General features: G+C 72.9%; 19 protein-coding genes. 3 read left to right on the top strand and 16 right to left on the bottom strand.

The features are described 5' to 3' along the window. Window positions 1-70 precede the first annotated feature (70 nt). Window positions 71-3,280, bottom strand: coding sequence for a BTAD domain-containing putative transcriptional regulator (locus tag ACIBQ1_RS25145; protein WP_397281144.1), 3,210 nt, complete (start codon window positions 3,278-3,280; stop codon window positions 71-73). Window positions 3,281-3,510: 230 nt separating this feature from the next. On the opposite strand from ACIBQ1_RS25145, the gene ACIBQ1_RS25140 reads away from it, so the two are divergent. After that, the gene (locus ACIBQ1_RS25140; RefSeq protein WP_397281142.1) at window positions 3,511-6,057 is read left to right on the top strand and encodes a M4 family metallopeptidase; all 2,547 of its coding nucleotides are present in this window, start codon (window positions 3,511-3,513) and stop codon (window positions 6,055-6,057) included. Here ACIBQ1_RS25140 and ACIBQ1_RS25135 read toward each other — a convergent pair. From ACIBQ1_RS25135 to ACIBQ1_RS25125, 3 genes are all read right to left on the bottom strand, one after another. Then, the gene (locus ACIBQ1_RS25135) at window positions 6,054-8,930 is read right to left on the bottom strand and encodes an ATP-binding protein (protein ID WP_397281140.1); all 2,877 of its coding nucleotides are present in this window, start codon (window positions 8,928-8,930) and stop codon (window positions 6,054-6,056) included. The genes ACIBQ1_RS25140 and ACIBQ1_RS25135 overlap by 4 nt on opposite strands. A 337-nt stretch (window positions 8,931-9,267) precedes the next feature. Further along, window positions 9,268-10,458 carry a tetratricopeptide repeat protein gene (locus ACIBQ1_RS25130; RefSeq protein ID WP_397281138.1) on the bottom strand — a complete coding sequence of 397 codons (1,191 nt, stop codon included), beginning with the start codon at window positions 10,456-10,458 and terminating at the stop codon, window positions 9,268-9,270. After that, window positions 10,455-11,840 carry an AAA family ATPase gene (locus ACIBQ1_RS25125; protein ID WP_397281136.1) on the bottom strand — a complete coding sequence of 462 codons (1,386 nt, stop codon included), beginning with the start codon at window positions 11,838-11,840 and terminating at the stop codon, window positions 10,455-10,457. The genes ACIBQ1_RS25130 and ACIBQ1_RS25125 overlap by 4 nt, the downstream gene beginning before the upstream one ends. 146 nt (window positions 11,841-11,986) lie before the next feature. On the opposite strand from ACIBQ1_RS25125, the gene ACIBQ1_RS25120 reads away from it, so the two are divergent. Next, window positions 11,987-12,688 (top strand): hypothetical protein, encoded by a 702-nt coding sequence (locus ACIBQ1_RS25120; RefSeq protein ID WP_397281134.1) that lies wholly within the window; start codon window positions 11,987-11,989, stop codon window positions 12,686-12,688. A gap of 53 nt (window positions 12,689-12,741) precedes the next feature. On the opposite strand, the gene ACIBQ1_RS25115 is transcribed toward ACIBQ1_RS25120, so the two are convergent. From ACIBQ1_RS25115 to ACIBQ1_RS25085, 7 genes are all read right to left on the bottom strand, one after another. Next, a complete protein-coding gene (locus ACIBQ1_RS25115) occupies window positions 12,742-14,277 on the bottom strand; it encodes an OmpA family protein (protein ID WP_397281132.1) in 1,536 nt (511 codons plus the stop codon). Window positions 14,278-14,315: 38 nt separating this feature from the next. After that, the gene (locus ACIBQ1_RS25110; protein WP_397281130.1) at window positions 14,316-15,068 is read right to left on the bottom strand and encodes a sulfite exporter TauE/SafE family protein; all 753 of its coding nucleotides are present in this window, start codon (window positions 15,066-15,068) and stop codon (window positions 14,316-14,318) included. 45 nt (window positions 15,069-15,113) lie between these two features. Continuing rightward, a complete protein-coding gene (locus tag ACIBQ1_RS25105; protein WP_397281128.1) occupies window positions 15,114-16,163 on the bottom strand; it encodes a protein kinase family protein in 1,050 nt (349 codons plus the stop codon). Between the two features lie 12 nt (window positions 16,164-16,175). After that, a complete protein-coding gene (locus tag ACIBQ1_RS25100) occupies window positions 16,176-17,159 on the bottom strand; it encodes an NAD(P)-dependent alcohol dehydrogenase (RefSeq protein WP_397281126.1) in 984 nt (327 codons plus the stop codon). Window positions 17,160-17,259: 100 nt separating this feature from the next. Beyond that, entirely contained in the window at window positions 17,260-17,904 is a 645-nt protein-coding gene (locus ACIBQ1_RS25095; RefSeq protein WP_397281505.1) for a response regulator, read from the bottom strand. 93 nt (window positions 17,905-17,997) lie between these two features. After that, window positions 17,998-19,122 (bottom strand): sensor histidine kinase, encoded by a 1,125-nt coding sequence (locus ACIBQ1_RS25090; RefSeq protein ID WP_397281124.1) that lies wholly within the window; start codon window positions 19,120-19,122, stop codon window positions 17,998-18,000. A gap of 13 nt (window positions 19,123-19,135) precedes the next feature. After that, entirely contained in the window at window positions 19,136-20,059 is a 924-nt protein-coding gene (locus ACIBQ1_RS25085; RefSeq protein WP_397281123.1) for an AEC family transporter, read from the bottom strand. Between the two features lie 78 nt (window positions 20,060-20,137). On the opposite strand from ACIBQ1_RS25085, the gene ACIBQ1_RS25080 reads away from it, so the two are divergent. Continuing rightward, window positions 20,138-21,091, top strand: coding sequence for an NAD-dependent epimerase/dehydratase family protein (locus tag ACIBQ1_RS25080; protein WP_397281121.1), 954 nt, complete (start codon window positions 20,138-20,140; stop codon window positions 21,089-21,091). On the opposite strand, the gene ACIBQ1_RS25075 is transcribed toward ACIBQ1_RS25080, so the two are convergent. Genes ACIBQ1_RS25075 through ACIBQ1_RS25055 form a run of 5 tightly spaced genes read right to left on the bottom strand, consistent with a single transcriptional unit; the run spans window position 21,081 to window position 25,793 of the window. Continuing rightward, entirely contained in the window at window positions 21,081-22,346 is a 1,266-nt protein-coding gene (locus tag ACIBQ1_RS25075; RefSeq protein ID WP_397281119.1) for an ABC transporter substrate-binding protein, read from the bottom strand. The two genes, ACIBQ1_RS25080 and ACIBQ1_RS25075, sit on opposite strands and share 11 nt — an antisense overlap. Before the next feature lie 5 nt (window positions 22,347-22,351). Then, window positions 22,352-23,443 carry a branched-chain amino acid ABC transporter permease gene (locus ACIBQ1_RS25070; protein WP_397281117.1) on the bottom strand — a complete coding sequence of 364 codons (1,092 nt, stop codon included), beginning with the start codon at window positions 23,441-23,443 and terminating at the stop codon, window positions 22,352-22,354. Further along, a complete protein-coding gene (locus tag ACIBQ1_RS25065; protein ID WP_397281115.1) occupies window positions 23,440-24,321 on the bottom strand; it encodes a branched-chain amino acid ABC transporter permease in 882 nt (293 codons plus the stop codon). The genes ACIBQ1_RS25070 and ACIBQ1_RS25065 overlap by 4 nt, the downstream gene beginning before the upstream one ends. Window positions 24,322-24,324: 3 nt before the next feature. Then, window positions 24,325-25,038, bottom strand: coding sequence for an ABC transporter ATP-binding protein (locus tag ACIBQ1_RS25060; protein ID WP_397281113.1), 714 nt, complete (start codon window positions 25,036-25,038; stop codon window positions 24,325-24,327). Continuing rightward, window positions 25,035-25,793, bottom strand: coding sequence for an ABC transporter ATP-binding protein (locus tag ACIBQ1_RS25055; protein ID WP_397281111.1), 759 nt, complete (start codon window positions 25,791-25,793; stop codon window positions 25,035-25,037). Before ACIBQ1_RS25055 ends, ACIBQ1_RS25060 begins: the two co-directional genes overlap by 4 nt. Window positions 25,794-25,825 lie beyond the last annotated feature (32 nt).

Below are 25,825 nucleotides of genomic sequence, written 5' to 3'. Positions count from 1 at the left end.
GCTGACAGCCAGGGCGGGCCCCGTCAGCGGCTGCGGCCCGGGGCGGGCTCGGCGGCCGGGGCGCGCCTCGTCAGCGGCTGGGGTGCGCGGTCGCGGTGAGCGTGGCGAGCGCGTCGTCCCGGCTCATCGACGCCCCCTTGGCGAACGCCGCAGCGAACCCCTCGGGCCCGAGCACTTCCGTGGCGGCGGCGGCGACCCTGGCGACGTCCCGATCCCCGGCGACGGCCATGCCCCGCAGCGCCACCCCCACACCGAGCAGCACCGCCGCCAGCTCCGCCGGACTCCGGCCCACCGCCCGTTCCGCCGGACTCCCGCCTGCCTCCGCCGGCTTCGCCGGACTCCCGACTTCTGCCGTCGCGCTGCCCGGACGCCGGCTCGTCGTGGTGTCCGGGCCGTTCAGGAGGCACTGGCCCGCCAGCCCTTCCGCGGCGTCGGCGAGGTCGATGGCCAGCGGTGACTTCAGCGTCATGGCCAGGGCCTCCGCGTGCCTGCGCGCGGCCCCGGCGGCGTCGCCGGTCGCCTCGGCCAGGCGGCCGAGCGCCGTCAGCACGTGCGACCTGGCCCCGTGAGCCGGGAAGAGCCCGGTCTCGGAGGCGGCGAGCGCCGCGTCCAGGCAGCGGGACGCCTCCGCCAGGTCACCCTCAAGGCGGGCCATCTCGCCAAGACGCAGGCTCACCCGCGCCGTCAGCTCCGGCCGCCCCAGCCGGCGCGCCAGCTCCCCGGCCCGCTCGCAGTCGGCACGGGCGGCCTGGGCGTCCCCGGCCCGCCAGCGCGCCTCGGCGCGCCGGTGCAGCACGTCCGCCAGTTCCTCCATCGCCCCGAGCTCTTCGAGCAGGTGGACCGCCTCCTGCCACAGCCCCATGGCGCGTCCCCACTCGCCGCGCCAGCTCGCGATCAACCCGAGCCAGTCGAGCCCCTGCGTCTTCCCCCAGCGCTCGCCCAGGGCGCCGAACTCCGCGAGCATCGACTCCAGCTCCCGCTCCGCGCCTCCGACGCCTCCGCTCAGCAGCCTCAGCAGCGCGCTGCTGAGGCGTTCGAGCGCCTTGCTCCACGGATCGGACCCGATCACGCGTACGGCCGGCGTCTCCCCGGGGGCGGGCGGCCCCGCGAGCATCCCCCACAGGGCAGGGCCGAACCGGGACCGCATCGGCCGGTCGAGCGAGCCGATGACCGTCCGGGCCCGCTCCCAGTGCGGGGACCCGGCGTCGGGTACGGCGTGCAGCACCACCAGCGCGTACTCCTCCCCGAGCTCGGGGCCGATCGCGTCGAGGAGCCGCACGGCGTGCCGGGTCGCCTGGCCCCGCCGCCCGCTGAGCCACCAGTACATGGCCAGCGCCTCCACCAGCAGCGCCGCCGCCGGCGGGTCGTGCTCGACGCTCCACCGCAGCGCCGCCCGCAGGTTCGCGTCGTCGGCCGAGAGCAGGGCCAGCCACTGGAGCTGTTCGGCGCTGTAGAGGTGGCCGTCGGCGCGGTACGCGAACTCCAGGAACCAGGCGGCATGGGCCGCCCTCAGCCGTTCCTCCTCGCCCGCCTCCGCCAGCCGCTCCGCGCAGAACAGGCGGATGGTGTCGAGCATGTGGTAGCGCTCGCCGTCGGTCTCGACCAGCGACTTGTCCACGAGGTCGGCGAGCAGGTCGGCGCTGTCCGCGCCGCAGACGCGCTCCACCGCCTCCAGGCTCGCGCCGCCGGCGAACACGGAGAACTGCCTGGCCAGCGCCTGCTCCTCGGCGTCGAGCAGGCTCCAGCTCCACTCCACGACCGCGCGCAGCGTCTGGTGCCGCGTAGGGGCGGTCCGGTCGCCGCGCGACAGCAGCCGGAACCTGTCGTGCTCGGCCAGCCGGGTGGCGATCTCTTCCACGCCGAACGTACGTATCCGGGCCGCCGCCAGCTCGATGGCCAGTGGCAGGCCGTCCAGCGCCGCGCAGATCCGCAGCACGGCGTCCAGGTTGCCGGGCCCGACCGCGAACTCCTGCCGCACGGCCGCCGCCCGTTCGGCGAACAGCGTGACGGCCGGGTCGGTGGGCAGGGGCGCCAGCGGGACCAGGTGCTCGCCGGTGATGCCCAGCGGCTCCCGGCTCGTGGCCATGATCATCAAGCCGGGGGAGGCGGCGAGGAGGCGGCGGGCCAGCGTGGCGACCTCGGAGAGCACGTGCTCGCAGTTGTCCAGGACGAGGAGGAGGTCCTGCTCGGCCAGCGCCGCCACCAGGCGTTCGGTGGGGTCGGGGAGCCCGCGCAGCGCCGGCTCGCGCAGCCCGAGCACCGCCAGCACCGCCCCCGCCACCTGCCCGGCCCCGTCCACCAGCGACAGGTCCACGAAGCACGCCTCCCCGGCACGACGCGCCCCGGCGCGGCGGAGCTCCCCGGCGGTGGCGCTTCCCGGGTGGAGGAGGCGGGTGGCGGCTTCGACGGCCAGGCGGGTCTTGCCGATGCCGCCGGGGCCGACGAGCGTGACCAGGCGGGCGCCACGCAGGGCGGCCAGCCGCGCGAGCTCCTCCTCCCGCCCGACGAGCCGGTTCAGCTGCGCCGGCGGCGCGACCCGCCGGACCTGGTGCCGCTCGGCGCGCAGGATCGCCAGGTGCAGGGCCGCCAGCTCGGGTGAAGGGTCGGTGCCGAGCTCGTCGGCGAGCAGGCGGCGCGTCTCGTCGAAGACCGTCAGGGCCTCGGACGGCCGCCCCGCCGCCTCCAGCGCGCGCATCAGCAGCCCGCGCGGCCGCTCGCGCAGCGGATGGGCGGCCACCAGGTCCTGCAGCGCGGCCACCGGGCTGCCCTCGGGCAGGCCCAGCTCGGCCTCCATCAGGTCCTCGACGGCGGACAGGCGGAGCTCCTCCAGCCGGAGCGCCTGCGGCCCCGCGAAGGGCGCGTCTGCCACGTCCGCGAGCGCCGGCCCTCGCCACAGCTCCAGAGCCTCCCTGAACGAGGAGGCGGCCGCAGGGAGCCGACCGGCCGCCAGCAGCCTGCGTCCCTCGCGGAACAGCCGCTCGAACAGGTGCGCGTCCACGTCGTCCGGCGAGACCGCCAGCCGGTAGCCCGCCCCGTGGAACTCGATCAGGCCGGCCGGCAGGCTCCTCCTGAGCCGGGAGACCTGCGCCTGGATGGCGTTGGCGGCCTCCGCGGGCGGCCGGTCGCCGTACTGGCCGTCGACGAGCCGATCGACGCTCACCGTCCGCCCGGCGTCGAGCAGCAGCAGCGCGAGCAGGGCACGCGGGCGCGGACCCCCGATCACCAGGGGCTCGCCGCTGGGGGAACGCACCAGGAGCGGGCCCAGGATGCCGAATCGCACGCCCCGATCCTAGGGAATTATCGGTATACCTACCGATGCCTATACGTATTTCCCAGTCGGGAGTGACCGTTTAGCGTCGCGACATCAAGGCGCAACAGCACTGCTAGCTTCCCACCCCCCAATCTCCCTGCAATCCCGCCGCCGAGGCGATCCCCGTGCGGCGAGCGGGCCGTCGTGCGCTCACGAAGCGCGCCGATCCCGTGGGAGAACGTCGAAAGGAGCAGCACAGCGTGAAACGCAAAGCCTTACTCGCGACGGTCGTCGGCGTGGCCACGGCCACGACTCTGGCGTTACAGACGCCGCCCGCGAACGCCGCCCCTCCGGGAGCCGCACCGCAGCAGCAGCAGACGGCGCGCGCGGGTGACCCCGCCTCGCTCGCCGCGCAGGTCGCCGACAAGGCGATCTCCAGCCAGCTCGACGAGCTGACCCGTGGCCCCGACGAGGCCTACAGCCGCGTGGCGGTCACCCCGGGCGCGGCCGACATGTACTACGTGTCGTACGAGCGCACATACAAGGGCCTGCCGGTGGTCGGCGGCGACGCCGTCGTGGTCACCGACGCGGCGGGCAACGTCAGGGACACGGCCGCGGCGTCGGGACCGAGCCCGAGCGACGTGCCGACCAGGGCGACGGTCAGCGCCGAGCGGGCCACCGAGGTGGCCAGGACCAAGCTCTCGCGCGTGGACGACACCGCGGCGCCCCGCCTGGTCGTGCTGACCTGGGGCGAGAAGCCGAGGCTGACCTGGGACGCCATGGTCAGCGGCATCGCCGAGGGCAAGCCGAGCATCCAGCACGTGTTCGTGGACGCGCGCACCGGCGAGATCGCCGACTCGTACGACCTCGTACGCGCCGGCACCGGCAACGGCTACTACTACGGCCAGGTCACCATCCAGACGAGCGGCTCCGGCAGCTCGTACTCGATGACCGACGGGACCAGGCCCGGCATCCAGTGCGGCGGCCAGAACGGCAGCGCGTACACCGGCACCGACGACGCGTGGGGCAACGCCTCCGGCACCAACCTGGAGACCGCCTGCGTGGACGCGCTCTACGGCGTGCAGCGCGAGTGGGACATGCTGCGTGACTGGCTGGGCCGCAACGGCATCAACGGCAGCGGCCGCGGCTTCCCCGTGCGGGTCGGGCTCGCCGACGTGAACGCCTACTGGAACGGCAGCTACACCAACTTCGGCCACAACCAGGCCAACACTCGGCAGGCGACCCCGATCGACGTCGTGGCGCACGAGTTCGGGCACGCGATCTTCCAGACCACCCCGGGTGGCGCCGGCTCCGGCAACGAGAACGGCGGGCTCAACGAGGCCACCGGCGACATCTTCGGCGCCCTGACCGAGGCGTACGCCGCCAACCCCAACGACCCGGCCGACTACCTGGTGGGCGAGGAGGTCGACCTGGTCGGCGACGGGCCGATCCGGAACATGTACAACCCGAGCGCGCTCGGCGACCCGAACTGCTACTCCTCCTCGATCCCGGGCACCGAGGTGCACGCGGCGGCAGGCCCGCTGAACCACTGGTTCTACCTGCTGGCCGAGGGCAACAACCCGGGTGGCGGCAAGCCGTCCAGCCCGATCTGCTCCGGCGGCCCCTCGTCGGTCACCGGCGTCGGCGTCCAGGACGCGGGCAAGATCTTCATGGGCGCGCTGGCCCGCAAGACCTCGTCCTGGCGGTACACCAACGTCCGCGCCGCCTCGGTCGCGGCCGCGATCGAGCTGTTCGGGGCCAACAGCGCCCAGTGCAACACCACCAAGGCGGCGTGGAGCGCGATCAGCGTGGCGGCGGCGTCGGGCGAGCCCGCGTGCGGCACGTCGACCAGCGACTTCTCGATCTCGCTCAGCCCGACCTCCGGCAGCGCGGCGCCCGGCGGCCAGGCGACGGCCACGGTCGGCACGCAGACCACCTCCGGCAGCGCCCAGACCGTGAGCCTGAGCGCGTCCGGGCTGCCCAGCGGCACCACGGCGAGCTTCAGCCCCTCGTCGGTGACCTCGGGCGGCTCCTCGACGCTGACGCTCTCGGTCGGCTCGTCGACGGCGGCGGGCACGTACGGCATCACGGTCACGGGAACCGGCACGACGACCCACACCGCGACGTACTCGCTCACCGTCAGCTCGACCCCGCCGACGCGTGACTTCTCGATCTCGCTCAGCCCGACGTCGGGCACGGTGCAGGCGGGCTCGGCGGCCACGTCCACGGTCGGCACGGCCACCACGGCGGGCACGGCGCAGACGGTGAACCTGTCGGCGAGCGGCCTCCCGACCGGCGCCACGGCGAGCTTCAGCCCGGCGTCGGTGACCTCGGGCAGCTCGTCCACGCTGACGATCTCGACCGCGCCCACCACCCCGGCCGGCAGCTACACGGTCACGGTGACGGGCACCGGCGTGACGGCCACGCACACGGCGACGTACGCGCTGACCGTCCAGAGCACCTCGGGCGGCCGGACGTTCACCAACGGCACCAACTACTCGATCACCGACTTCAACAACACCCAGAGCTCGATCACCTCCACGGCGACGGGCACCGCGACCTCACCGGTCCGGATCTCGATCACGATCAGCCACACGTGCGCCGAGGACCTCGACATCTGGGTACGCGGGCCGAGCGGCACCTGGTACGCGGTCGACAGGTACGGCGGCACGACCTGCACGCAGTACGGCACCAGGACGTTCTCCGTCCCGGTGAGCCAGCAGGCGGCGGGCACCTGGGTGCTCGACATCGAGGACGTCTACGCCGGTGACACCGGCTTCCTGGACTCCTGGAGCATCACCGTCTAGCTCTCCACGAGCCCCGGCCGGTCGTCCGGCCGGGGCTCCCGCACGTCCGCCCGCGTCCGGACGCCGAGCTTCTGCAGCACCCTGGCCACGTGGGTGTCCACCGTGCGGCGCGACAGGAACAGCACTTCCGCGATCTCCCTGTTCGTCCGGCCGAGCGCGACCAGCCTGGCCACCTCGCTCTCCCTCGGTGACAGCACCCCGCTGCGGCCCCGCCGGCCCCTGCGCCGCGCCCCGGTCGGGTCGATCTCGCGCAGCAGGTGGCGGCAGCGGGCCGCGTCGTGGGTGGCGCCGAGCGCCGCGTACCGCTCGCCCGCGCCGGCGACGAGGTCGGCGGCCCGTTCCCGGTCGCCGAGCCTGAACCGCGCGCCTCCCTCGGACTCGGCCGCCCGCGCCGCGTCGTACGGCCGCGGCATCGCCTCGTAGGCGCCGTGAGCCCTGGCGAAGTGGTGGGCCGCCTCCTCCGCGTCCAGGGCCAGCGCCCCTCGGGCGGCGTCCAGCCCGGCCTCCGCGGACGGCGCGTTCCTGCCCTCGATCCCCGCCCCGAACTCGGCCACCAGGTCGGCCGCCGCGCCGCGCTTGCCCGCCTTGAGCAGCGCGAGGACTGCGGCCGGCACGAGCTGGTCGCCCCACACCCACACGCCCTTGCGCCGGAGCCTGCCCACCGCCAGATCGGCCTCGCGCAGCGCCGACTCCGGCGAGTCGCGGGTCAGGTGCAGCTCCACCAGCCCCCCGGAGGCCGCCGCGGCGACGGGCAGGAAGCCCGAGTCCAGGTCACGTACGCCGGCCGCCTCCAGGTGCTCGCCGGCCTCGTCCCACTCGCCCCTGGCCAGGGCCAGCATGCCGAGGGTCAGCCGCGCGTCCACCGCCAGCAGCGGCGCCTCGAAGGTCATCTCCACGGCGGCGACGGCCCGCTCGCGCAGGCCCTGCCAGCGGCCGGTCAGCAGGTCGAGCCGGATCGACGACATCTCCACCAGGAACTCCGGGTAGAGCGCGCCGGTCTCCTCGGCGATGCGCCTGCTCTGGTCCGCGAACCGTTCGGCCGCCGCGTAGTGCCCGAGCGCCACCGCGGCGTCGTACAGGTTGGAGTAGCCGCGCGCCACCTGCCGCCGCACGGCCGGGGCCGGGTCGTTCACCGGCAGCGCGTCCACCAGCTCGAACGCGTCCGGCGCGCCGACCATCATGGCGAGGCTGACCTTGTTGGCCAGCACGGCGGCGGTCAGCTCGGGGTCGTGGTCGTCGAGGAGCTTCTCCGCCTGGACCATCCACTCCCGGTGCAGGGACAGCGGCTCGTCGCCCCACGCGGGCATCGCCAGCAGCGCCAGCCCGCGGGCGGCCAGGTTGGGGCTGTCGTGCAGGTCGGGGAGCGCGGCCAGGATCTCCTGGCGTCCGGCGGCGACCGCGCCCGCCTGGTTGGACAGGAGCACGCCCAGGTTGAGCCGGGCCTGGCCGCGTACGTGCGGGGACAGGAAGTCGTCCGACAGCAGGCGGCGCAGGATGCGGACGACGCGGCGGTGGGACAGGCCGATGGCGGCGACCCTGCTGAGCCTGAGCGCCAGCGGGCCCCGGGCGTCGCGGGGAAGCTTGGGGTCGGCGAGCAGCCCTTCGAGCACCTCGACGGCGAGCGGGATGTCGCCGAGCGCGGCGGCGTGGTCGGCGGCGGCGCCGCCGTGGCGCTGCCAGGCCGCGTAGTCGCCGGCGCGGCGGGCGTGGTGGGCGAGCTGGACGAGGGGCGGCAGGTCGAGCCCGGACAGCGCGACCATGGCCCGCTGGTGGATCTGCCGGCGCTCGGGGCCGGGGATCGTGTCGTAGACGGCCTGCTGGGCGAGGGCGTGGCGGAAGCCGTACTGGCCGTCCTTGTGTTCGAGCAGCACGCCGGCCTCCAGCGCCTGGCCCAGTCCGGGCTCGGACAGGGCGGAGGCGGAGACGGCGGCGATCAGGGGCTCGTCGGCGGGCAGGCCCAGGACGGCGGCGGCGCGCACGACGCGCAGCGCGGCCGGCGACAGGCCGCCGAGCCGCTCGGCCATCGCCTCGCGCAGCAGCAGCGGCACGGCCATGCGGTCGAGCTCGTCCGGCTCGGGCAGGCGGCCCTCGTCGTCGAGTAGCGAGCGCACCACCTCCTCGATCACGAACGGCACCCCCGCGGTGCGTTCGTGCAGCTTGGCGGCGAACTCGGCGGTCGGCGCCGGCCCGCCCAGCAGCGCGCCCGTGAGGCTGCGCACGCCCTCGACGTCGAGCGGGGTCAGCGCGATCACCTCGCCGCGCACCCCGGGAGTCCGCCGGTACGCGTGCCCGAACGGCAGCCCGGGCACCGGCAGCTCCTCCCTCCGGAACGTCACCACCAGCGCCAGCCCGTCGGGCGGCTGGTCGGTGAGGAAGCGCAGCAGGTCACGCGTGCCGTCGTCGGCCCAGTGCAGGTCCTCGACCACGAGGACCACGGGACCGGCCGCGGCCAGCAGCGCGTGGACCGCCCGGAACAGCCGGTGCCGCTCGGCCCGCGGATCGTCGAACGCCGGAGGCGACGGGGCGGGCGGGAGGTGGCCGGCCAGCTCGGGCAGGTGGCCGCGCAGGACGCCGGTGAGCGGGCTGAGCCGGTCCTGGGGCGGCAGGGCCGGGGCGACGCTGCGGAGCGCGTCGAGCACCGGGCCGTACGGGAGCGGCTCGCGGATCTGGTGGCAGTGGCCGAGCAGCACGGTCCGCTCGCCGTCGCGGGCGGCCTCCCGGAGCGGGTCGATGGCCGCCCTGACGAGCCTGGTCTTGCCGATGCCCGCCTCGCCCTGCACCTGGATGACGGAGGGCGGCTCCGTGAGGGCGCCGTTGAGCAGCCGCAACTGTGTGTCGCGCCCGACCAGTGCGGGAGAAGCCGCGGTTGCCATCGGGTCTCCGTAACAGTGGAGGTTTACTCCCTTTGTCGGAATCCGTTATCCACTACGTGCGAGCCGGGGTCAACCCTCCTTCGCGCCGTAGGGGGTGCTGACCTTTGGGATGGCATGGGTGTGAGGAAGGGCGGGATAGGAAGGCGAGCGCTCGCCCCGCGGTGCTCGGTCGTGGATCGCAGGGCAGGCGCTCGTTCGAGGGCCGCGGGCGGGAGCGCGTCCGCCCGCGACGATGGGAAGGGTCAGGAGCAGGCGGCGTTGGCGGGCCGGCTCGCCGGGCCGTCGGCGGTGAAGCCGACGGCCACCGACGCGCCGGGGGCGAGGTTCACTGGGGAGGCTACCGCTGGGGAGCGGGGAACAACCGGCGTACGCCCGCGGCCGGCCAGATCGTGCCGAGCCCGGCGTACACGGCCAGCAGTGCGCCGCCCGGCGAGCCGAGGATCACGGAAGCGACGATCGCGACCGCGAGCAGCCCCGCCCAGCCGTACAGCACGCGGCGCCCGCGGGCCGAGCCCGTGTGCGTGGCCTCCTGTACCGGAGTGACCAGCGCCATGACCGCGGCACCCGCCGTGCTGAGCGCGTCGTGGCCGAGCGCGATGCCCAGCGCGAGCACGCCCACCCCGGCGGCCAGCAGCGCGCAGCTCGCGATGGCCACGCGGGCCTCGACGCCCTCGAACAGCAGCTTGGTCGCCTTCGCGCGGGCCAGCCGCAGCACGGTCACCGCCTCGGCCACCCACGCCGCCCAGTGCAGCACCGCGATGAGGACGAACACGGCGATGAGCGGCGGCACCGCGGGCAGCAGGAAGACCATCCGCCAGCCGCCCAGGAACCGGCCGCGCAGGTTCGACAGGATCCGGTAGAGCGGGTTGCGCTGCTTGAGCGCCGTGACGAGCAGGTCCCTGGCCGGGTCGAAGCCGGGGTCGAGGCGGAGCACCTCGCGGAAGGCCGCGGCGGCAGTCTTCGCGTCGCCGGAGACCAGCGCCGCGTGCCCGTACGCCAGGTGCGCGGTGGAGCTCTCCGGATCGAGCCGTACGGCGTCCGCGGCGGCGGCCCTGGCCGGCTCCACCTCCCTGAGCTCGACGTGCGCCAGGGCGAGGAGGCTCACCAGGTCCGAGTCCTGCGGATCGATGGCCAGCCCGCGGTGGGCCGCCCCGACGGCCTCGCGGTGCTGGCCCAGCCGCAGGTGGGCGCGGGTCAGCAGCTCCCAGGTCGACGCCGACTCGGGGTTGTGCGACAGCGACGTCCTGGCGGCGGTGACGGCCAGGTCCGGCCGCTGGATGCGGAGGTAGACCTGCCCGGCGATGTAGTGCGGGTACGACTGGTCGGGCGCCAGCCGTACCCCCTCCTCCGCCTCGGACACGCCCTCGGCGGTCCTGCCCTGCTGGACGAGGGCCAGGCCGAGCAGCGAGTGCGCGGTGAAGTGGTCGGGCTGTTCGGCGAGCACGCCGCGCAGCTCCCGTTCCGCGTCGGCGGGGCGGCGCATCTGCAGCAGCGTGGCCGCCCGCTGGATCGAGTCGTGCGTGTTCACCACTTGCCCTTGATCCAGGGCATGAGCTCGTCCCACGCGCCGGACTCGTTGGCGTGCAGCACGTAGTTGCGCGCGGTGGCCAGCCACTCGCGCACCGCCGTGGGCCTGGTGCCCTGGGCGACGGTCAGCAGGTCGTTCGTGGTCATCGGGATGGGCCGGCCGGCGCTGATCGACTGATGGAGCTTGGCCTCGACCGCGCGGTCCACCACGCCCTTCAGGTCCGCGCCGACGAAGTGGTCGGTGATCCGCGCCACCGCGTCGAAGTCCATCTCGGCCAGCGGCTTGTCGCGGCAGAGGAGGCGCAGGATGGCCGCGCGCGCCGACGCGTCGGGCGGCGGCACGAAGACGAGCTGGTCGAACCGCCCGGGGCGGCGGAAGGCCACGTCGATGTACCAGGGCGCGTTCGTGGCGGCCAGCACCAGGACGCCCTCGTTGGCGTCCTGGTCGACGCCGTCGAGCTCGGCCAGGAACTGGTTGACCAACTGCCGGGTGTGGGCCTGGCGCATGTCGGAGCGGCGCGCGGCCAGCGCGTCCACCTCGTCGAAGAACAGCACGCACGGGCGGTTGCGGCGGGCCAGGTCGAACGTGGCGCGCAGGTTGCGCTCGCTCGACCCGATGTACATGTCGAGGATGTCGGACAGGCCGACGTTGACGAACGCCGCGCCGAGCTCGCCCGCCGCGGCCCTGGCCAGGTGGGTCTTGCCCGCTCCCGGCGGGCCGTACATGAGGACGCCGCCGCCGGCGCGCTTGCCGAACGCGGCGAACAGCTCGGGCTGCTGGAGCGGCAGCAGCAGCTTCACCCGCAGCGCCTCCTTGACCGCGTCCATCCCGGCCACGTCGGCGAAGGTGACCTTCGACCTCTCCACCTCCGCACTGGCGGGCGAGTCCACCGGCGGCGCGTGGTGCGCGGGCGGCGCGGGCACGGACGAGGCAGGCACGGACGGGGCAGGCATGGATGAGGCGGGCACGGACGGGGCGGGCGGGGTGCTCAGGCGGGCCGCCAGCTCGGGGTCGGCCACGGACTGGTCGCGGGAGACCGCCTCGTGGTAGCGGTAGGCCGCCCGGCCGAAGTCGCCCTCGCCGAGCAGCGCCCTGGCCGCGAGCACGCCCATCCGCGGCGGGTAGCCGGGCGAGGCCAGGAACGGCTCCAGCGCCGAGAGCGCCGCGCCGTGGGCGCTCTGCCGGACGAACGCCTCCGCCAGCCCGGTCGAGATGTCCGGGTCCTTGGGCGCGAGCAGGAGCGCGGAGCGGAACTCGGCCTCGGCGTCGGCCAGGTAGCCCTTGGCCAGGAGCTGCTCGGCGAGATGCCGACGGAGCGGGAGGTTGTCCGGAGACAGGCGCGCCGCTTCGCGCAGTGCCTGGAGGCCGGCATCGTCGAGCACGGGCCTGGTCCCTTCTGTCGCAGGATTCGGTCGTACTAAAACTACGCAGACTACCCCTCTCGGGAGCCGGGGTAGTCCTGGCTCTACCTCCGGTTCTCGCGGCAGCGCCCGTGTGCGCGGGCGCGCCCGCCGCTTGGATCGGTGGCATGACGATCACGCACACGACTCCCGGGCGCTGGGTCGAGGGCGCCGGGCTGGTGCTCGGCCCGTCGCTGCTGCTCGCCGGGGTGCTCATCCGGGCCGGCGCGGGCGACTTCTTCCCCGACCAGCTCGCCGCCTACGCCGCCCGGCCGGAGCGGATGGTCCTGTCCTACAGCCTGTACGCGGCCGGGATCGTGCTCCTGTGGCCCGCCGTGACCTCGCTGGCCCGCCTGATCGGCAGGTCGCACCCCGGCTGGGCGCAATGGGGCGCGACGCTGGTGATCCTCGGCCTGTTCGGACGGGTCTTCCACGCCGGGGTGAGCCACCTGGCCTTCCACCTGGTGGACACCCTCGGCCTGGCATCGGCCCAAAAGGCGGTCAGCGCGACCTACGGCGCCTTCCACGTGTTCAAGGCGGTCAACGTCTGCATCATGGCCGGCTGGGTCGTGCTCGCCGTCGGCGCCTACCGCGCCAGGGCGCTGGGCGTGATCCGGTGCGTCTGCCTGGCGCTGGCGGCCGGGCTGCCGCTGGGGGTGCTCAAGGGCAGCAGCGACCCGATCTCGCTGGTCGCGCTGGCCGGGCTGGCGGTCGCGTTCGTGCCGCTCGGCGTCGCCGTGCTGCGCGACGGCCCCGCTCCCCGGTGGTGGGCCGCCGCCCTGGTCGTGGCGATGGTCCCGGTCGCCTTCTTCTTGGGGCTGTCCGGTTGAGCGCGGCTACCGGAATCGTCGGCAGTGCTCCGGCCTTCAGGCCGGGGAGCGCGTCAATGCACAGGAACCTGGAGGTCGCGGAAGCTCCCGATCTTGACACTCATCGTCGTGGCGCCGTCCGGCAGCTCGAACAGCCCCCAGAACTCCTTCTCCGCCCCCGGCCCGAACTTCGTGGTGCTGAGCCGCACTCCGGACACGTCCGTGCAGGCGCAGTACGCGTCCACGCCGCCGCCCTCCGCCGGCACCTGGAGGCGGCCGGGCAGGTACCGCCTCCTGGCGGCAGCGTCAGTCAGCCGCACGTTGAAGGCCGCACGATATTTGAACGACATCCAGTCCTGCGCCCGGTGCAACTCGTTGAACCAGGCCTCGGAGGACCCGTCGTTCTTGATCCGGTAGGACAGCAGCCCGAGGCCGCCGGTGAGCCGGCGCAGCCCCGTCACCTTCATGGAGATCGGCTGGCCGTCCGCCTTCCCCGTGCCTGTCAGCCCGGTCGCGCCCGGGGCGTCGGTCGCGGCCGGAGTGGCCGGCTGCTCGGCCGCGGCGGCCTGCGGCCTGGCGAACGTCACCGTGACCCGCCGGTTGCGCCGCCTGCCCTCGTCGGTGTCGTTGCCGTAGAGCGGGCGGCGGGAGCCGAACCCCTTGGCCTGGAAGCCGACGCCCTGCCTGGTGACGAGCGCGGACAGCGCCTTGCGCACGGCCTCGGCGCGACGCGTCGAGAGCGGGTCGTTGATGGCGTCGTTGCCGGAGGAGTCCGCGTGCCCCTCCACCCGTACGGACGAGCCGGACGAAGCGTCGACCAGCTTGGCGGTGCGCGCGAGCACGGCCCTGGCCTTGGCGGTGAGCGTCGCCTTGTTCAGCGCGAAGAGCACGTCCGCGGAGAGGCTGATCTGCAGATCCTTGCCGTCGTCGGCCGTCTCCTCCGATCCGTCCAGCGACTCCGACGGGGTCACGAGCGGGCGGACGACGGTGGTGACGGGCTCGGCGTCCGGATCGGGGATCGTCATGCCGGGCGGCGTGACCGGCGACTCGTCGCTGATCGGCACGTCGGGCATCGGGGGGCCCACCGGGGTGACGACCGTGGCGGCGGCGGGGTTGCCGGAGGGGGCGGGCATGACGGCGTACACGTTGATCGACTCGCCGGGATCGATGAAGTATCCGAGGCCGTCGCGGTCCTGGTCGCTGCACAGGCAGGGGAAGTCGGCCGGTTTGTACGGCAGGATCCAGGCCCGGGCCGGCGCGTCGAGCACGCCGATGCCCGACGCCCAGCGGATCTGCCCCAGCGGGCGCGTGTTGTCGCCCATCTCGCCCGTCCACGGCAGGTCCTTGTCCGCTCCCGTGTTGGTGAGCCTGAGCTGAGCCACCAGATGCTTGGCCTTGACCCGGTTCAGCCCGACGACCTCGACCTTGAGGTCGGGGGTCATGGTACTGCGCGTCTCCGCCAGCGCCGGGCGGGTGTCCTCGGGCGTCCCGCTCGGGCTCGCGGCGGCGGCGGTCGAAGGGGGAGTGCTGGGTGCGGGGGCCGGTGCCTGCTGCGCGCAGGCCGAAACCATGAGCAAAGCGACGAACGGGGGGATAATCCGATAACTCACCGGATGATCCTGTCGTACTTTCCGTCCGAATATCGACATTACGGTTGAGCGAGAAGCTTGACGATCGCGACGACGCCGATACAGACGATCGCGCCGCGCAGGATCGTCGCGGGCAGCTTGCGCCCCACGCGTGCGCCGAGGAAGCCGCCCATCGTGGAGCCCAGCGCCACCAGCAGCACGGCCTGCCAGTCGACGTCCGCGACGAGGGCGTACAGGACGGCGGCGGTGAAGTTGACCAGCAGGACGAGCACGTTCTTGGCCGCGTTGATGCGCTGCAGCTTCTCGTCCAGCATGATGCCCATCAGCCCGATGACCAGGATGCCCTGGCCCGCGCCGAAGTAGCCGCCGTAGGCGCCGGCGGCGAGCGTGCCCAGCCACAGCCACGGCCCGCCGTGCTCGCGCCCGGGACGGGCGGCCAGCAGGCTGCTGAGCTTGGGCTGGATGAGGACCAGCGCGCAGGACATCGCGATCAGCACGCTCACGATCACGTTGAAGCTGCTCTCGGGCAGGGTGAGCAGCAGCAGCCCGCCGGCCAGCGACCCGACGACGGAGGCCGGGGCCAGCCTGAGCAGTCGCTCCCGCTGCCCCTTCAGCTCGGGCCGGTAGCCCATGACGCCGGTGATGCCGCCCGGGACCAGGCCGATGTTGTTGGAGACGTTCGCCGTGATGGGTGGCAGGCCGACGGCCAGCAGCGTGGGGAACGTGATCAGCGACCCGTTGCCGACGACGGCGTTGATGCCCCCGCCCGCGACCCCGGCCGCGAGCACCGCGACCATCTCCAAAGGTGTCATGCATGGAGACTTTAGGCCATATCTTATTTTCTAAGACAAATCATTCTACGATGTGAGATTTTCGACAAGAGGCTTGATCTTCTCCAGCGGGTACGGGGTCTGCCGGCTCTCCCGCTGGAGGACGCGGTAGAAGTCCCCCATCACGGAGGCGAGCGGGCTGTGGCGGGCGAGGATCGCGGCGGCGGCCTCCGGTACGCCGGTCGGCGGCTCGCCCTCGGCCCACGAGCGCACCAGCTCGTCCCGTTCGTCCCCGCCGCGGTCGTAGAAGGCCGCGGCCAGCCAGTGCACCAGATGCGTACGCGTGCAGGCCCGGTCGTACGTGCGGTGCCGGTCGAAGAAGTCGCTCTCCTCCGGTGACAGGTCGAAGCGGGAAGAGAGCGCGAGCCCGAAGTCGGCGAAGTACAGGCGCCGCCCGTCGGTCAGGACGTTCAGGGCGTGCGCGTCGAAATGCAGCAGGTCGTGGGCGTTCATGAAGGACACGCCCGCCTCCAGCTCCCGCGCCACCAGCTCGCACGCCAGGTTCGCGGAGTCGTCGCCGGCCCGCACCTGCGCGTCCAGCCACTCGTGCAGGTTGTACGGGAAGTGTTCGAGGAACAGCACGAGACTGGCCGACGACTGCTGGAGCCCGTCGAGGCGGTCGCGCACCTCCTGGCCGCCGCCCCAGTAGGCGACGGTCCGCTCCACGTCCGACAGCAGCTCGGGCATGGGCGGCGCGGTGTCGGGCAGCACCCGCCAGTGGTACATGAGGGGGAAGCCGGGATACTGCCCGGCCAGCACCCAGTTCGTGGTCATGACGTGCGCCGCCAGCTCGCGCCACGGCCCGAGGCCGGGGCTGCCGATGCCGTAGTTGAAGTAGGCGGGGAGCCCGAAGAGGTTGGCGGTGGACCGGAGGTTCTCCGGCAGGAGCTCCCTGTCGGAGAGGGGGACCCGCTTCACGAACACCCGAGTCCCGTCCACCTCCAGCAGCGCGGATCTCCCGCCGATGCCCAGGCCGAGCGGCTCGGCCCGGGCGACCAGCCTGCCCATCTCCAGGTCGCTGCGCAGGGCCAGGGAGGTGGAGACGGTGCTGTAGGCCGTCAGGCGCGACGTGTCCATTCGGTCATGATTTCAGATGGAGATCACGACCTTCCCCGATGCGTGACCCTCCTCCTGGTAGCTGACGGCCGCCGGAAGATCGGCGAACGGGTAGGTCCGGTCGATCACCGGGTGGATCTCGCCGCTCTCGATCAGCTCGGCCAGCGTGATGAGGTTCCGCTTGGTCTCCGGGTAGGGCACCACCTCTGTCACCACGACCCGCTGGGACACGAACAGCCCCGCCGCGAGCGTGGCGAAGACGTGGCTCGCGGGCTGGAACCAGCGGCCGGGCGGGCCGCCGACGAGAACGTGGGTCGCCTTGCGGGTCAGCACCCGGCGGCAGGCGGAGCCGGAGCGGCTGCCCGCGATGTCCAGCAGCAGGTCGTAGCGCCGCCCGCTCCGGGTGAAGTCCTCTTTGGTGTAGTCGATGACCTCGTCCGCGCCCAGCGACCGGACCAGGCCCACGTTCCTGGAGCCGCACACGCCGGTGACGTGCGCGCCGAACGCCTTGGCGAGCTGGATCGCGAACGTGCCCACGCCTCCCGAGGCCCCGTTGACGAGGACGCGGTCTCCCGGCTGGACGCGGCCGTCGTCGCGCAGGGCCAGCAGGGCGGTGCCGGCCGCCATCGGCACCGCCGCCGCCTCCTCGAACGAGATGTTCTTCGGCTTGGGCGCCAGCTCGCTCTCCGGCACGCACACGTACTCGGCGAAGCCGCCCTGCTTGGGCATCGCGTACACCTCGTCGCCGGGGCTGAACCCGGTCACGTTCCTGCCGACCGCCTCCACCTGCCCGGCCACGTCGGCTCCCAGGACGCGGAACCGCGGCCGGCGCAGCCCGGGGCCGCCGCCGCCCATCACGCGCGCGACGTACGGCTCGCCGCGCAGGAAGTGCCAGTCGTAGGGCTGGACGGAGGTGGCGCGCACCCGGACCAGCACCTCGCCGTCGCCGGGAACGGGCTGGTCGAGGTCCGTCAGGACGAGGGGTGAGCCGTACGAGGGTAGGACGAACGCCTTCATCGCTTTCTCCTTGTGAGGGGACTCGCGACCAGTGTCGCCAGGCCCGCCACGCCCGCTCTACAGCCGAAAGTACGACGTCTTCCCTGGCCGATCGGCCCGATCAGAGCTTCACGCGCTTGGTCTCATACGCCCACATGGCGATCTCGACGCGGTTGCGGACGCCGAGCTTGAGCATGAGGCTCGCGATGTGGCTCTTGACCGTGCTGAGGGAGATGTGCAGCTCGTCGGCGATCTCGTTGTTGGTCCGCCCGCGGGCCACGGTGGCCAGGATCTCCTCCTCCCGGGTGGTCAGCGTCTCGCGGGGCTGCGCCGGCGGCGTGGCGCGCCCGGAGAAGGCGAAGGTCTGCAGCAGCCGGGCCGTGATGTTCGGGGCGATGAGCGCGTCGCCGTCGGCCGCGGCGCGGACGGCCTGGGCGAGCAGGTCCGGGCCGGCGTCCTTGAGCAGGAAGCCGCGGGCGCCCGCCCTGAGGGCGGCGTAGACGTACTCGTCGAGGTCGAAGGTGGTGATGACGACGACCGCGAGCGGATCGGCGACGCCCGGCCCGGCCAGGCGGCGGGTGGCCTCGATGCCGTCGAGGCGGGGCATGCGGATGTCGAACAGGCACACGTCGGGGCGCAGCCGCTGCGCGAGCTCGACGGCCCGCCGCCCGTCGCCGGCCTCGCCGATGACCTCGATGCCGGGCTGCGCGTCAAGGATCATCCTGAGCCCGGTGCGGGCGATCTCCTGGTCGTCCGCGACGATCACCTGGATGTCCCGGTCCTGGCCGCTCACGTCGCCGCCCCGGCGCGGGGAAGCACGGTGGTCATGTCGCCGCCTCCGTACGGGGGAGTGCCGCGGTCATGTCCCCGCTCCCGTGCGCGGGAGCACGGCGGTCACGGTCCAACCGCGGTCGGGGTCGGGGCCGGCCTCGCAGGTGCCGCCGAGCAGGTCGGCGCGCTCGATCATCCCCAGGAGCCCATAGCCGGGCATCGAGTGCGCGGAGCCGGTCTCGCCGTCGTCGCTGACGCGCAGGCGCACCGACGTGTCGTCGGCGGCCACGCGGATCTGGATGCGGGTGGCGTGCCGGGCGTGCCGCCGGGCGTTGGTGACCGACTCCTGCGCGATGCGGTAGATCGCGGCGCCGACCGCCGGGGGCAGGTCGTCGAGGTCGCCCGACATGTCCACCTCCACGGACGGGCCCACGCGGGCGCGCCCGGCGAGCTGTTCGAGATCGGTGATCCGCCGCCCGGGCGCCAGCTCCGCCGGCTCGTGGCGGCGCAGGACGCGGACCATGGCGCGCATCTCGGCAAGAGTACGCGACGCCTCGGCCTCGATCACGCGGAGCGCCTCGATGGCGGCCTCCGGCCGCGAGGGCGCCGTCGCCAGGCCCGCCTGCGCCCGGATCGCCATGGCGGAGACGTGGTGGGCGACGATGTCGTGCAGGTCGCGGGCCAGGTGCTCGCGTTCGAGCAGCTTGACCTGGTCGAGCTCGCGCATCCGCGCCCTGGCCCGGAACCGGAACGCCGCCCCCAGCGCGATGGCCGAGAACATGACGCCGAACGCGGCGATAGCGTCGGCCGGGGCGAGGTCGTAGAAGGACGCCGAGACGCCGACGGACACGAGCATGATCGCGAAGCCGATGACGATCTCGCGCCCCGACCCCCACCGGTACAGCGCGTACACGATGATCAGTAGGAACGCCATCGTGTACGTCTCGGCGCGGTGACCGCCCGTCACCAGCGGGGCCAGGGCCGTCGTGACGAACGGGATCGCGAGCATCAGCAGCGGCCTGGTGCGCCGCCACAGCAGCGTGAACACCAGCCCGACCGTGACGGTCACGGAGACGGCCCGCCACGGCAGGTCGGGGCGGACGACCCCTTCGAGCAGCGCGAGCGGCACGAGCACCCCTACGAGCGCCCAGTCCCGCCACACGCGTAAGGGAGGGTCGGCGGGACGGGGCTCGTTCCACAAGGAGCCAAGCACCCCTCCATCGTAATCACCCGAGGACCGCGCCGATGGCGGTCATGATCGGGATCGACAGGCCCGTGGTCAGCAGCACCGCGCTGCGGGCCAGGCGCCGGCCGGTGTCGTAGTTCACGGCGTACACGTAGATGTTCTGCGCCGTCGGCAGGGCGGCGAAGAGGGTGGCGGCCAGGAGGGCGCTGCCGTCGAGGCCGAGGGCCAGGCGCGCGGTCAGGTAGGCGACGGCCGGTTGGACGAAGGCCTTGAGCGTGACCGCGAGGAAGATGTCCTTGCCGACGCCGTTCGCCTCAGGGGCCGTGGGGGCGCGCTGGGAGCCGTACAGGCTGAGGCCGTAGGCGACGAGGGCGACGGGCACGGCCGCGCCGCCGAGCAGCTCGACCGGGCGCATGATCATGACAGGCAGGGAGATCTCGCTGACCGCCAGCACCAGCCCGAGGAGGGAGGCGACCGTGAGGGGGTTGCGGAACGGGAGGAGCAGGGCCGCGCGCACCGAGCGGCCTCCCTTGTCGAGGATGAGGAAGGAGACCGGGGTGAGGACGATCAGCTGGAAGAGCAGGATCGGGGCGACCAGCGCGCCGTCGCCCAGCACGTAGATCGCGATGGGCACGCCCAGGTTGCCGGCGTTCACGTACGACGAGGCCAGCGCGCCGATCGTGGCCTCGCGGCGGTCGCGGCGCCAGGCCAGCCGCGCCACCAGCACGTAGACGAGCTGGACGAACGCCACCGCCGCCACCTCGGTCAGCAGCACCGGCGAGAAGAGGATGTGCAGGTCCGCCCGGGACACGGTGGCGAACATCAGCGCCGGGGTGGCCACGAAGAAGGCCAGGCGCGAGAGCACCAGCTCGTCGCTGGCCCGCAGCAGGCCCCCCATCCCGATCAGATAGCCGACCACGGCAACGGACACCAGGGCGGCGAACGCCGCGACAACCCCCGACACTGACCAACCTCCGAAATGGGACGTTCAGCAGCGTATCGGGATGGTTGACCGGCGAAGCGGCGGGTCTACGCTGAGCGCATGCGAGTAGCGGTGATTGGCGCCAGTGGTCATATCGGCACGTACCTCATCCCCCGGCTGGTCGACGGCGGGCACGACGTCGTGGCCGTGAGCCGGGGCAAGCGGGAGCCCTACAGCCCGCACGGGGCCTGGCAGCGGGTCACCCAGGTCACCGCCGACCGCGACGCGGAGGACGCCGACGGCACGTTCGGGCGGCGGATCGTGGAGCTGGAGGCCGACGTCGTCATCGACCTCATCTGCTTCACGGAGACCAGCGCCCGCGACCTGGCGGCGGCCCTGACCGGTCGGGTCCGGCAGTTCCTGCACTGCGGGACGATCTGGACGCACGGGCCCAGCAGCCGGGTGCCGACGACCGAGGACATGCCCAAGCGCCCCCTCGGCGAGTACGGCAAGCAGAAGGCCGCCATCGAGGCCCACCTCCTCGACCGCGCGCGCCGCGACGGCTTCCCCGCCACGATCATCCACCCCGGTCACATCACCGGCCCCGGCTGGGTGCCGGTCAACCCGGCGGGCAACGTCAACCCCGCCGTGTTCCAGACGCTGGCCGACGGCGAGGAGCTGGCGCTGCCGAACTTCGGCATGGAGACCGTCCAGCACGTGCACGCCGACGACGTGGCGCGGCTGTTCGTGGACGCCATGGCCGGCCCGTCGGCCGCCATCGGCGAGAGCTTCCACTCCGTGGCCACCACCGCCTTGACGCTGCGCGGTTACGCCGAGGCGGTGGCGGGCTGGTTCGGGCAGGACGCGCGGCTGACGTTCCTGCCGTGGGAGCGGTGGCGGGAGACGGTGTCGGAGCAGGACGCGCAGGTCACGCTCGACCACATCTCCTACAGCCCTCACTGCAGCATGGAGAAGGCCGAGCGGCTCCTGGGGCACCGGCCCCGTTACGCGCCGCTCGAGGCCATCTCCGAGGCGGTCGACTGGCTGGTCCGGGCGGGCACCGTCACCCGGTGAGGGGGCCGAACGCCTTCCTCGTGTCGATGACGTCGCCGAACAGCTCCCAGCGCTCGCCCTTGAAGGTCATCAGCTGCATCGACTCGATCGGGAAGCCGTCTCCCTGACCGGTCTCCAGCGTCACGCCCGGCAGCAGCATGTCGATCTTCACGTTCTGGAGGTTGCGCACGGAGTCACGCAGCCCCTCGCGGGTCGGGCACTTGGCCGCCTCCATGGCCTTGTGGAAGCTGTTCGCCACGGCCCAGCCGAAGGTGAAGAAGGGCACGTTCGGGTCGGTGCCGGGCGCGTACTGCTGCATCTTCTGCTTGTAGAGCACCATCTCCGGGTCGCTCTGCCACGTCGGGTCGTTGGGGTCCTTGTAGTACGAGGCCGACACGATGCCCTGCACGTTCTCGAAGCCGACGGGCTTGAGCACGGTGATCGAGGCGGAGACGTTGTTGATGATGTGCAGCGGGTTCCAGGACGTGTTCCTGGTGTCGGCGGCCAGCGCCTGCGAGCCGAACTTGGGCGTCGTGATGTTGAGAAGGACGTCGGCCTTCGACTCGGCGAGGTTGCGCATCTGGGGGTCGATGCTGGGGTCGGTCACCTCGTAGCTCTGCTCGGCCGCGATCGTGATCCCGCTGCCCTCGACGGCCCGCTTGAACCCGCCGTACAGGTCCTTGCCGAAGTCGTCGTTCTGGTAGAGGACGGCGACCTTGGCCTGGGGTTTCTCCTGCTTGAGGTACTGGGCGTAGACGCGGGCCTCGGAGACGTAGTTCGGCTGCCAGCCGATCGTCCACGGGTGCGCGGTGTCGGTGCCCCACTTGGACGCGCCTGTGGCGACGAAGACCTGCGGCACCTTGCGCTGGTTCGTGTAGTCCCAGGTGGCGGTGGTCGAGGGCGTGCCGAGCGTCTGGAACAGCGCGAACACCTGCTCCTGCTCCACCAGCCTGCGCGCCTCCTCGACGGCCTTCGGCGGTTGGTAGCCGTCGTCGCGCACGACGAACTCGACCTTGCGCCCGCCGATTCCGCCCTTCTCGGCGTTGACGTAGTCGAAGTACGCCTTGATGCCCTTGGGGATGTCCCCGTAGGCGGAGGCGGGGCCGGACAACGGGTAGATCCCGCCCAGCTTGATGGTCTTGTCGGTGATGCCGGTCGTCTGCTGTCCCTGGCACTGGCCCGACGCCGTCGTGCCGCCCGAGCCGCCGCTGTCCCGCCCCCCGCAGGCGGCGACCAGGAGAAGCAGCGCAGCAGCCCCGATCGCAGATACACGCATCCCTTTTACTCCTTCCGGGGAACCTTCTTGATCAAGCGTCCGGCCAGCCCGGCGAGCCCCGTCGGGGCCACGTACATCACCGCGATGATCAGCAGGCCGAAGATGACGCCGGGCGCGGCGTCGTTGACGTCCTGCGCGATGCTCGGCACGAACATCACGAACAGCCCGCCGAGCACGGGCCCGGACAGGGAGCCGAGCCCGCCCACGACCAGGCCGGCCAGCAGGGTGATCGACAGGTTGACGGTGAACGAGTCCGGTGACACGAACCCGATCACCCACGTGTAGAGGCAGCCCGCCGCCCCGGCGAACATCGCGCTCCACGCGAACGCGAACGTCTTGTAGAACGACAGCCGCACGCCCATGACCTCGGCCGCCGTCTCGTCGTCCCGCATGGCGTGCAGCGCCCGGCCCACCCGGGACCGCAGCAGGCTGCCCGCCACCAGGAACGCGGCGACGGCGACGGCCAGCGTGAGGAAGTACAGCCACTGGTCCTCGGCCAGCCCGCTCCAGGCGGGCGGCGCGGGCTTGGCCAGGGTCAGGCCCATGGACCCGCCGGTCACCGGCTCGAAGCGCTTGAGCAGCGGGACCAGGAAGATCGCGACGGCGAGCGTGACCAGTGCCAGGTACAGGCCGCGCAGGCGCATGGCCGGCAGGCCGAACGCCAGGCCCAGGACGAACGCCGCCCCCGCCGCGACGGGCAGGGTCAGCGGGTAAGGGAGCGCCCAGCGGTCGAGGAGGATCGCGGTCGCGTACGCGCCGACGGCGAAGAACGCGCCGTGGCCGAGCGAGATCTGGCCGGCGTGGCCGACGAGGAGGTTGAGCCCGAGCAGTGCCACGGCGTAGACCAGCACCATCGTGAGCTGGAAGACGTGGAAGGGGGCGAGCTGGAAGGGCGCGTAACAGGCGGCCGCCAGGAGCGCCGCACCGATGACCCACCGCCGGCGGACCGCGGGCGAGATCCTGGCGGGCGTCCCTTCGGAAGCGGGGGTGGGCGTCGCTGCGGGCGCGTCGGCGGAGGTGGTGGCGGGCGCGTCGGGAGCGTCGGGCAGGGCGCCGGGCGCCGGGTGGGCGGAGTTCGTCTCCGCGGGGCCGGTCATGACCGCTCCACCACCGCTCGCCCGAACAGGCCGCGGGGTCGCAGCAGCAGCACGCCGAGGATGATCACCAACGGCACCCCCACCTTGAGATCGGACCCGATGAACCCGACGTAGGCCCCGGCCAGCGTCTCCGCCACGCCGACGATCAGCCCGCCGACGACCGCGCCCACCGGGCTGTCGAACCCGCCGAGCGTCGCCGCCGCGAACGCGTAGATGAGGACGCCGCCCATCATGTTCGGCTCCAGGAACAGCAGCGGCGCCACCAGCACCCCCGACACCGCGCCCACGGTGGCGGCCAGTCCCCAGCCGAGCGCGAGCGTCCAGCCCACCCGGATCCCGACCAGCCGCGCCGACTCGGGGTTGGTGGCCACCGCCCGCATCCCCAGCCCGATCCCGGTGTGCTGGAAGAGCACGTACAGGAGCCCCATGACCAGCGCCACCACGCCGAGCACCCCGAGCGTCGAGAAGCTCACGTCGATCCCGCCCGCCTCCAGCGCGCCGCCGGGGAACGGGTTCGGGAAGTCCTTGATCAGGAACGACCAGATCCACCCGGCGGCGGCGTTGACGAAGATGAACAGCCCCACGGTGACGATGACCAGCGTCAGCTCGGGAGCGCCCTCGACCGGCCGGATGATCACCCGTTCGATGAGCATCCCGCCCGCGAACGACACCGCCAGCGTGAGCGCCAGCGCCGCCCAGAACGGCACCCCGGCGGCCATGAACTGCCAGGCGATGTACGTGGAGAACATGGCCAGCTCGCCCTGGGCGAAGTTCACGATCCCGGTGAACTGGTAGATCAGCACCAGGGCCAGCGCCATGCTCGCGTAGATGGCGCCCGCGCCGAGCCCCTCGACGACCTGCTGCGCGAATCCGGCCATCGGCTACACCCGGTACCCGAGGTAGGACTGCGCGACCTGCTCATCGGCCCTGATCTGCTCGGCCGTGCCCGACAGGACGATCCGCCCGGTCTCCAGCACGTGCGCCTGCTGGGCGATGCCGAGGGCGAGATGGGCGTTCTGCTCGACGACGACCACGGTGGTCCGCTCCTCTGCGTTGACAGCCTGGACGATGCGGAACAGCTCCCGGGTGACCAGCGGGGCCAGGCCGAGTGACGGCTCGTCGAGCAGGAGCAGCCTGGGGCGCAGCATGAGGGCCCGGCCGATGGCCAGCATCTGCTGCTCGCCGCCGCTGAGGCTGCCCGCGGCCTGCTTGAGCCGGGTCTTCAGCACCGGGAAGTACGTGTGGACGCGTTCGAGGTCCTCCTTCACGGCGGCGCGGTCGCGCCGGACGAACGCGCCGAGCCGGAGGTTCTCCTCGACGGTCAGCGGCATGAACGTGCCCCGCCCCTCGGGCACGTGGGCCACGCCCAGCCGGGCCAGCGCGTCGGGCGAGCGGCCCACCAGGTCCACGCCGTCCAGCGAGACCCGGCCGCGGGTCCTGATCATGCCGGACAGGGCCCGCAGCAGGGTCGTCTTGCCCGCGCCGTTCGGCCCGAGGATCGCGCAGATCTCGCCCTCGTGGACGGACAGGCGCACGCCGTGCAGCACGCGGGCGTCTCCGTACCCGGCCACCAGGTCCTCGACGATCAGGCTCATACGGCGGTCCCCAGGTAGGCCTCGATGACGCCGGGGTCGCGCCGCACCTCGGCCGGCGGCCCTTCGGCGATCTTGCGGCCGAAGTCCAGGCACACGATCCGCTCGCAGATCCCCATCACGAACCCCATGTGGTGCTCGACCACGATCACGGTCAGGTCGTACTCGGAGCGGATCGCGTCCAGCGTGCCCGCGAACTCCTCGACCTCGGCCGCGTTCAGCCCGTTCACCGGCTCGTCGAGCAGCAGCAGCCGGGGCCGCCCCATGAGCGCGCGGGCCAGCTCGACCCGCTTGAGCGTCCCGAACGGCAGCCCGCTCGCCGGGTGATCGGCCACGCCGGTCAGGCCGAGGCGCTCGATCACGGCGTCGGCGTCCGCGCGCAGGGCGCGCTCCTCGCGGCGCACGCCGGGCAGCCGCAGCCCCGCCGTGAGGAAGCCGGCGCGGCCCCTGTGGTGCGCGCCGACCAGCACGTTGTCGCGTACCGACAGCCGGGTGAACAGGCCCAGGTTCTGGAAGGTGCGCGCGATGCCCAGCTCCGCGATCGCGTACGGCGCCACGGCCGTCAGGTCCTTCCCCTCGTACACGATCGTGCCCGAGCCGGCGTCGTACCGCCGGGTCAGGCAGTTGAACAGGGTGGTCTTGCCGGCGCCGTTCGGCCCGATGAGCCCCACCATCTCGCCGCGCGCCACCTCGAAGCCCACGCCGTCCAGCGCCGTGATGCCGCCGAAGCGAACGGTAAGATCGTGTACCTCCAGCATCCGGCCTCCTGGAGAACAATGTTCTGAATGTG

The organism is Nonomuraea sp. NPDC050153 (genome assembly GCF_044460125.1).
In the GTDB taxonomy this organism is placed as follows: domain Bacteria; phylum Actinomycetota; class Actinomycetes; order Streptosporangiales; family Streptosporangiaceae; genus Nonomuraea.
Note: the sequence above shows the minus strand (reverse complement) of the source record. Positions and strands in the feature narration are given on the sequence as shown.